The sequence below is a fragment of the Blautia sp. 1001283B150304_161114_C9 genome, assembly GCF_015668165.1.
In the GTDB taxonomy this organism is placed as follows: Bacteria; Bacillota; Clostridia; order Lachnospirales; family Lachnospiraceae; genus Blautia_A; species Blautia_A wexlerae.
The window spans coordinates 19,219-27,537 of sequence record NZ_JADPGO010000037.1; the positions used below are offsets into that span (position 1 = coordinate 19,219).

The following is an 8,319-nucleotide window of genomic DNA, read 5'->3' on the forward strand; positions in this document are numbered from 1 at the left end:
TGAGACAGCATCTTTCCAATTTTCTACAGAAAGATGCTGTTTTAGTTATTTTGATAAAAAAGGTCAGAAAAACAGTAGAATCTGAGCCGGGTTAATGTTACAATGTAGGCGTCTCAAAAAAAGAGTGCAGAAGGGAGCCAAAACAAAATGGACTACGCAAAAGAATCTTTAAAAATGCATTATGAGTTAAAAGGTAAAATTGAGGTTGTATCAAGAGCCAAAGTAGATTCCAAAGATGCTTTAAGCCTTGCTTACACACCAGGTGTTGCTCAGCCTTGTCTGGAGATCCAGAAGGATGTAAACAAGAGCTATGATCTGACAAGACGTTGGAATACAGTTGCTGTTGTAACAGACGGAACTGCAGTACTTGGACTGGGAGATATCGGACCGGAAGCAGGTATGCCTGTTATGGAAGGCAAATGTGTACTCTTTAAAGAATTTGGCGGTGTAGACGCGATTCCGCTCTGCGTCCGCAGTAAAGATGTTGATGAGATCGTTAAGACAGTAAGCCTTCTGGCCGGATCCTTTGGAGGAATCAACCTTGAGGATATTTCCGCACCGAGATGTTTTGAAATTGAAAAGAAACTGAAAGAATGCTGTGATATTCCGATCTTCCATGATGACCAGCACGGAACAGCAGTTATCACACTTGCAGGTGTTATCAACGCGCTGAAACTGGTTGGAAAGAAGCTTGACGAAGTGAAGATCGTTACTTCCGGAGCAGGTGCTGCAGGTATCGCTATCATCAAACTGTTAATGTCCATGGGACTTAAGAATGTAATCATGACAGACAGAAAGGGTGCGATTTACGAAGGCAGAGAAGGATTAAACCCGATCAAAGAAGAGATGGCTAAGATCACAAACTTCAACAAAGAGAAAGGTACTCTTGCAGAAGTGATCAAAGGCGCAGACATCTTCATCGGTGTATCCGCACCTGGAACACTGACACAGGATATGGTCCGCACAATGGCAAAAGATCCTATCATTTTTGCATGTGCAAACCCGGTACCTGAAATCTTCCCTGACGAAGCAAAAGCAGCAGGCGCAGCAGTGGTATCCACAGGACGTTCTGATTACCCGAACCAGGTAAACAACGTACTCTGCTTCCCGGGACTTTTCCGTGGTGTACTGGACGCAAGAGCATCAGATGTTAACGATGAAATGAAAGTTGCAGCAGCATATGCAATCGCAGGTCTGGTAAGTGACGAAGAATTAACAGCGGAATATATTCTTCCGGCAGCATTTGACCCACGCGTAAAAGACGCTGTAGCTAAAGCTGTAGCAGAAGCAGCAAGAAAATCAGGCGTAGCAAGGATCTAACCGAATAGAATAATGAAGCCCTCTGTTTTCATGTGAGCAGCATGCAGACAGAGGGCTTTTTTGCATAATATTCAATCTGACCCCTAAAAAATTCGAAAAATTGGTCATTGAAATAATGACACATTTCACGTATGATAACTTCAACATATTGATGCGTCAATATATAAAATATCTGATAGTGAAAATCAAACAAGTAATCTGACTTATTGATATGAGCCTTTTATCAGATCATACGAGAGGGGACAGTTATTATGAATACTCAGAACAGCACAATTACAAAACTTGCAGAGACAGCTCTTATGGCTGCGTTATGCTATGTATCTTTTACATTCTTGCAGATTAAGATCCCTGTACCGGGCGGTGATGCAACATCCATCCATATCGGAAATGCATTCTGCGTACTGGCAGCACTTCTGATCGGCGGTGTATACGGCGGATTGTCCGGTGCCATCGGAATGGGAATCGCGGACCTGATGGATCCTGTATATATCACAGGCGCACCAAAGACATTTGTACTGAAATTCTGTATTGGCCTTATCACAGGTCTAGTAGCACATAAGATTGCAAAGATCAATGAAAGTACAGATAAGAAATATGTTTTCAAATGGAGTGTGATTGCTTCTGTAGCAGGTCTTGCATTTAATGTCGTGGCAGATCCGATCGTAGGATATTTCTACAAACAGTATATTCTCGGACAGCCTCAGGAACTGGCACAGGCACTTGCAAAAATGAGTGCTGTAGCCACATTATTCAATGCAGTAGTTTCTGTGATCCTGGTAGCAGTGATCTACAATGCAGTACGTCCGGTACTGATTAAGAGTCATCTGCTTACAGTTACCGGTAAGAAAAAAGAACAGGCAGCATAAAAATGAAAAGCATTTCAGTTTTGCATCATACAGCAGACTGAAATGCTTTTTTGGTGTATAGAGTATTTATGAGAAGAAAAAATAAAAATATGGGGTTGAAATAGGGAGAAATATATAGTATTGTAGGTGATACAACGCTTAGGGCGAGGACTGTCTTTGGACAGTCTCTTTTTATGAAGAAGGATGAGGAAAAAATTATGGAGAGGACAAAAGAAAGGTTATCGTTTCGTAAGAAGTTTATCGGTGACAGGAGGTTTTATATGATGGTTCTGGCTGTGGCTGTGCCGATTATGATTCAGAATGGAATTACGAATTTCGTAAGTCTGCTGGATAATATTATGATCGGGCGGATCGGTACGGAGCAGATGTCAGGGGCTTCCATTGTGAATCAGCTGATTTTTGTTTATAATCTGTGTATTTTCGGAGGAGTATCCGGGGCAGGGATTTTTACAGCACAGTACTTTGGACAGAAGGACAATGAAGGAGTGCGGCAGACATTCAGGTATAAGTTATGGATGGCTGTGATCCTGACCATCGGGACGACTTTGCTGCTTCTGACGGTTGGAGAGAATCTGATCAGTATGTATCTGCAGGGGGATGGAACTGCGCAGCAGATTGCAGATACACTGAATTATGGAAAACAGTATCTGGATATTATGCTGTTGGGATTACCACCTTTTATGATGGTGCAGATTTATTCCAGTACTCTGCGAGAGTGCGGAGAGACGGTTCTTCCTATGAAAGCAGGAGTTGTGGCAATCTGTGTGAACCTGTTATTTAACTACCTGTTGATCTATGGTGTATTTTTCTTCCCAAGACTGGGTGTGAGAGGTGCGGCAATCGCAACTGTGCTGTCACGTTATGTGGAGGCTGCAATTGTAATCAGCTGGACACACAGGCATACGGAGAAGAATCCCTTTGCAAAAGGGTTGTATAGCACGCTTAAGGTTCCTGCAAATCTGACAAAGAAAATTCTGGTCAAGGGGACTCCGCTGTTATTTAATGAGACTTTATGGGCTTCAGCTATGGCTATGCTGACACAGTGTTATTCGGTTCGAGGGCTGAATGTGGTTGCTTCTCTGAATATTTCCAATACTATCAACAATGTGTTTAATATTGTGTTTATTGCCCTGGGAGATTCCGTGGCAATCATTGTAGGACAGCTTCTGGGAGCGGGAGATATGAAGAAAGCGAGAGACACAGATAACAAGATGATTGCCTTCTCAGTAATGTGCTGTACAGGGGTTGCAATTGTCATGTTTATTATGGCTCCGCTGTTTCCAATGCTTTATAATACCAATCAGGAAGCCAGGGGGCTGGCGAAGTATCTGATCATGATCACTGCATTCTTTATGCCGCAGAATGCATTCCTGCATGCAACCTACTTTACCCTGCGTTCCGGTGGAAAGACCATCATTACGTTCCTGTTTGACAGTGTGTTTATCTGGTGCATCAGTGTGCCGATCGCCTTTGTACTAAGTCGTTATACAGGGATTCATGTGCTTGTGATTTATGCATGCGTGCAGCTGGCAGATCTGATCAAATGTGTGATCGGATTTGTGCTGGTTAAGAAGGGTGTGTGGCTGCAGAATATTGTTTCATCATGATAAAAATTTTCAATAACATTTGGCTTGACTAACCGATATGCTATAGTGTATCATCAGTGAAAGTCAAATAGAAACAGTCTTATAAAACTATTATAATATGACTTGTTGTTTGATTCACATCATGCTATTTGTGAATTGATATATGTAACATTAATTCTCTTTGCACTGCATTACATTCAACAGAATGCGAGATCAACAGTACAAACTGAGCAGGCGATGCCCGAGGTGTTCGAGGGCGTGGGGCCGGGCCGCGTGAAGCGGCAGCAGATATGAACATTTTCAGACATATCTGTGGGACAGTGTATGTTCCGCAGGTGTGTCTTTTTGTTTTCTGGAAAATACGTTTTGGAGAGATTTTCTTTTAGAGGAATTTTCTTTTAGGAGAATTTTTTGAAACGGGTGCAATTCAGAGTTACAAAAAGACCCCTGTAAGACCGCACTTTGATAAGTCGCAGAAAGGAAATATGTTTTCTGACTGTGACGCAATGTATGTGACATAAGAAGAACCTGTAAACTCAAATATAGGAAAGTACAAAAGCTTATATATTTGAAAAGAAAATTTAGGAGGTCCTGGTTATGGAACAGACAAAAAAATTAAACATGACAGCAATGTCAGACAAGACAAACAGTAACACGACAGCTAAGAAGGAAGAGCCTGCATGGGAACATAAGGTGGCAATGAAGGTATCAGGTGTGAGTATTGCAGTAAACCTGTTACTTTCCTTATTTAAATTACTTGCCGGAATTCTGGCACATTCAGGTGCTATGATCTCAGATGCGATTCATTCAGCATCTGATGTGGGAAGTACTTTCGTAGTAATAGTCGGTGTGAATTTATCCAGCAAAAAATCCGATAAGGAGCATCAGTATGGACATGAGCGGATGGAATGTGTATCTTCCATTATTTTGTCCGGGTTACTTCTGGCAACCGGTATCGGAATTGGTATGAATGGAATTGAGAACATTATTAAGAGTACTTCAGGAGCAAGCATTGCAATTCCCGGAACATTGGCACTGATTGCGGCAGTTGTTTCTATTGTAGTGAAGGAGTGGATGTTCTGGTATACCAGAAGTGCTGCGAAGAAAATAAATTCCGGTGCACTGATGGCAGATGCATGGCATCATCGTTCAGACGCAATGTCCTCTGTTGGTGCATTTATCGGTATCCTGGGTGCGAGACTTGGCTTCCCGATTCTGGATCCGATTGCCAGTGTGGCAATCTGTGTACTGATCGTGAAAGCATCTGTAGATATTTTCAGAGATGCAATTGATAAGATGGTTGACCATTCCTGTGATGATGCAACAGAAGAGAGCATGAGAGAAGTGATCATGGGAGTGAAAGGAGTGAAGGGAATCGACCTTCTCCAGACACGATTATTTGGTTCTAAGATGTATGTGGATATTGAAATTTCAGCAGATGGAACGATTCCTCTGGATGAGGCACATGACATTGCGGAAAATGTTCATCATAGTATAGAGAAGAATTTTAAAGACGTAAAACACTGCATGGTTCATGTGAATCCGGTGAATGAGTAAATAAAAAGCGAGACTGTCCGAAGTATAATCTGGGCAGTCTTGTTTTTTATTGGATAATCATCTATGCTATAAGCGAAACTCGTATTATCTGTTCTTTGTATGGCAGTAAGTCTGGGAAGCGTACAGAAAATACAGGTAGCGAAAGGACTGCTATAGAATAGCAGAAATCACTTTTTTATTGAGAAACAGATAAATTTATTTGTTTGACTGGAAATTTTACGTAAATATAACATGGACATTCCATGGAATTGATATTCAAAGTTTATAATTCTAAACGTTATAGGATGTCAGAGTCAAAAGGTTTGACAAATTTTGCCACTGATATCACGAATAAAAAGAGTGAGGAATTATCCGAATGAAAAAACAACAGAAAAAGACAAAAGAAATTACGGCACCTGTATATATGATGAACAGAGAACTGTCCTGGCTGAAGTTTAATGAGAGAGTTTTAAATGAGGCGGGAAATCCAAGAGTTCCGCTTGCGGAGAGACTGACATTTGCCGCTATTTATCAGTCAAATCTGGATGAATTTTACAGAGTCAGAGTCGGAACTCTGATGGATCAGATGGAAGCATCTGAAGTAATACGTGAGAACAAAACCAATATGACCAGTGAAGAACAGGTAACTGCAATCCTTCAGGCCACCAGAGATCTGGATCAGAAAAAGGCAGCTATCTATGAACAGCTGATGGGAGAACTGGAGCCTTACGGAGTGCGTCTGATCAATTTTAACAGATTATCTGCAGAGGAAGGCAAGCTTCTGGAAACATATTTTGATCAGGAGATTGCACCGTATCTGTCTGCAAACATTGTGAGCAAACAGCAGCCATTTCCATTCCTGAAAAATAAAAATATTTATGCAGTGGCATCACTGATGAGCAAGGGTGGAAAAACAAAAACAGCTATTATCCCTTGCAGTAATACTGTATTCAGACGTTTGATTGATATTCCTACAAGAAAAGGGACTTTCATGCTTTCAGAGGAACTGATCCTTCATTTTCTGCCGAAAATGTTTAAAAATTATGAGATCAGGGAGAAAGCGCTGCTCCGTATTACCAGAAATGCAGATATTGATACAGAAACCATTTATGATGAGGATCTGGATTACAGGGATGCAATGGAGAATCTGATCAAGCAGAGAAGACGAATGAATCCTGTAAGAATGGAGTTATCCAGAGAATTAAATAAAAAGATGATAAGTTCACTCTGTAAGGAGCTTCATGTGGATAAAAAACACGTATTTTTGACCAGAGTTCCGCTTGATATGTCCTTTGTATTCGGACTTCAGGGATATCTGAGAAATACTGCCCAGGACAAACTTTTCTATCAGAGAAGAGCTCCCAGAATGACACCGGAGCTGGATGATAAGAGCCTTTTGATTTCACAGATTATGAAGAAAGATGTACTGTTATCCTATCCATTTGAAAATATCAAATCCTTTATTAATCTTCTGAATGAGGCTGCAAGGGATGATTCTGTTGTATCCATCAAGATGACATTGTACCGTCTTGCAGACAAGAGCCAGATTGTAGATGCTCTGGTGGATGCAGCAGAAAATGGAAAAGAAGTTGTTGTACTTGTAGAGCTGAGAGCCAGATTTGATGAGGAAAGCAATATTGAATATTCCAGAAAACTGGAAGAGGCAGGCTGCAGAGTAATCTATGGACTGAATGGATATAAAGTACATTCCAAGCTGTGCCTGATCTCCAGAAAAACAGATAAGGGTGTGTCCTATATCACACAGATCGGTACAGGTAATTATAATGAAAAAACATCTGCACTTTACACAGACCTGTCGCTGATCACAGCAAACCAGGAAATCGGAAAAGAAGCAGCAGAAGTGTTTGCGGCACTTCTGAAAGGGGAAGTTGTTGAGAAATCCAATCTTCTTCTGGTTGCACCAAAATGTCTGCAGAACAGAGTTCTGGATATGATACAGGAAGAAATCGACCAGGTGAAACAGGGAAATGAAGGATATATTGGAATCAAGATCAATTCCCTGACAGATAAGGTGATCATCAATAAACTGGTGGAAGCATCTCAGGCAGGAGTAAAGATAGAGATGGTCGTCAGAGGTATCTGCTGTCTGATTCCGGAGATAAAAGGATATACAGAGAATATCAAAGTAATAAGTATCGTAGGTCGTTATTTGGAGCATTCCAGAATCTATCGCTTCGGTACAAAAGAAAGAGAAAAAATATATATTGCATCTGCTGATTTTATGACAAGAAATACAGTCCGTCGTGTGGAGGTGGCTGCTCCGGTTCTTAATGAGAAATTAAAGGAACGTCTGGACTGGATGTTTGAGACAATGATGAATGACGATGAAAAAGGAAAGAGACTGACAGAAACCGGAAATTATGCAGACAGAAGCCTGAATGATGTCAAACTCAATTCCCAGGAAATCTTTTATGCCATGGCATACAGTAATGCAGAGAAAACCCAGAAAAAAAGAGAAGATTGAAAAGTAGAAGATTAAGAAGAAATATTTGTTGGCAATATTGTAGATTGCCTGAAAAAGATACTATGTGGATCAGTATAATAGATTCATATAGTATCTTTTTGAGAGGGTGTAAAAATTCTTGTGTCTATGGAAAGTAAATCTTTCTGATAAGAAATAGATATGTAAAATTTTGCTGTCGAATTAATGATTATGCGGCTGTCGAATATATCTTTGTACTTACAGTATTGCCATGTAGGAAAATTATATACATCATTTTCGATTTTTTGCATGACAAGTAAGGCATCATGATTATTGCCTTTTGTGGGCTCTGCCCGCACCCGACCTCTGGAATAGGATCGGAAATTTCTGGCAATAATATAAATGCCGAAGGAATAGACAGAAAGCAGGAATGAGGGGCTTAAAAGAGCTTCCCCATTCCTGCTTTTCTTTTCTCTTACAGATAAGCAGTAAGCCGTTCTCCGTAAAGGACTATCAGCTGATTCAATACCTGATCCCAGTTCCGGTATCTCTGCGTCCACTTTTTGAC

General features: G+C 40.8%; 6 protein-coding genes and 1 riboswitch. Of the genes, 5 read left to right on the plus strand and 1 reads right to left on the minus strand.

Going from position 1 to position 8,319, the window contains the following annotated elements; all coding sequences use genetic code 11:
- The first annotated feature begins 147 nt into the window (after window positions 1–147).
- From I4V44_RS15085 to ppk1, 5 genes are all read left to right on the plus strand, one after another.
- Window positions 148–1,320 (plus strand): NAD(P)-dependent malic enzyme, encoded by a 1,173-nt coding sequence (locus I4V44_RS15085; protein WP_173698420.1) that lies wholly within the window; start codon window positions 148–150, stop codon window positions 1,318–1,320.
- A gap of 251 nt (window positions 1,321–1,571) precedes the next feature.
- The gene (locus I4V44_RS15090) at window positions 1,572–2,186 is read left to right on the plus strand and encodes an ECF transporter S component (protein WP_008705795.1); all 615 of its coding nucleotides are present in this window, start codon (window positions 1,572–1,574) and stop codon (window positions 2,184–2,186) included.
- Window positions 2,187–2,383: 197 nt separating this feature from the next.
- Window positions 2,384–3,793 (plus strand): MATE family efflux transporter, encoded by a 1,410-nt coding sequence (locus tag I4V44_RS15095; protein ID WP_330597758.1) that lies wholly within the window; start codon window positions 2,384–2,386, stop codon window positions 3,791–3,793.
- Between the two features lie 195 nt (window positions 3,794–3,988).
- Window positions 3,989–4,095, plus strand: a riboswitch (NiCo riboswitch).
- Between the two features lie 307 nt (window positions 4,096–4,402).
- On the plus strand, window positions 4,403–5,329 hold the full coding sequence (locus I4V44_RS15100; RefSeq protein WP_118569781.1) for a cation diffusion facilitator family transporter: 927 nt from the start codon (window positions 4,403–4,405) through the stop codon (window positions 5,327–5,329).
- A 355-nt stretch (window positions 5,330–5,684) separates the two neighbouring features.
- On the plus strand, window positions 5,685–7,793 hold the full coding sequence (gene ppk1, locus I4V44_RS15105; protein WP_118569777.1) for a polyphosphate kinase 1: 2,109 nt from the start codon (window positions 5,685–5,687) through the stop codon (window positions 7,791–7,793).
- A gap of 83 nt (window positions 7,794–7,876) precedes the next feature.
- Here ppk1 and I4V44_RS17440 read toward each other — a convergent pair.
- The coding region (locus tag I4V44_RS17440) for a hypothetical protein (protein ID WP_207744267.1) at window positions 7,877–8,319 on the minus strand (443 nt) is incomplete at its 5' end.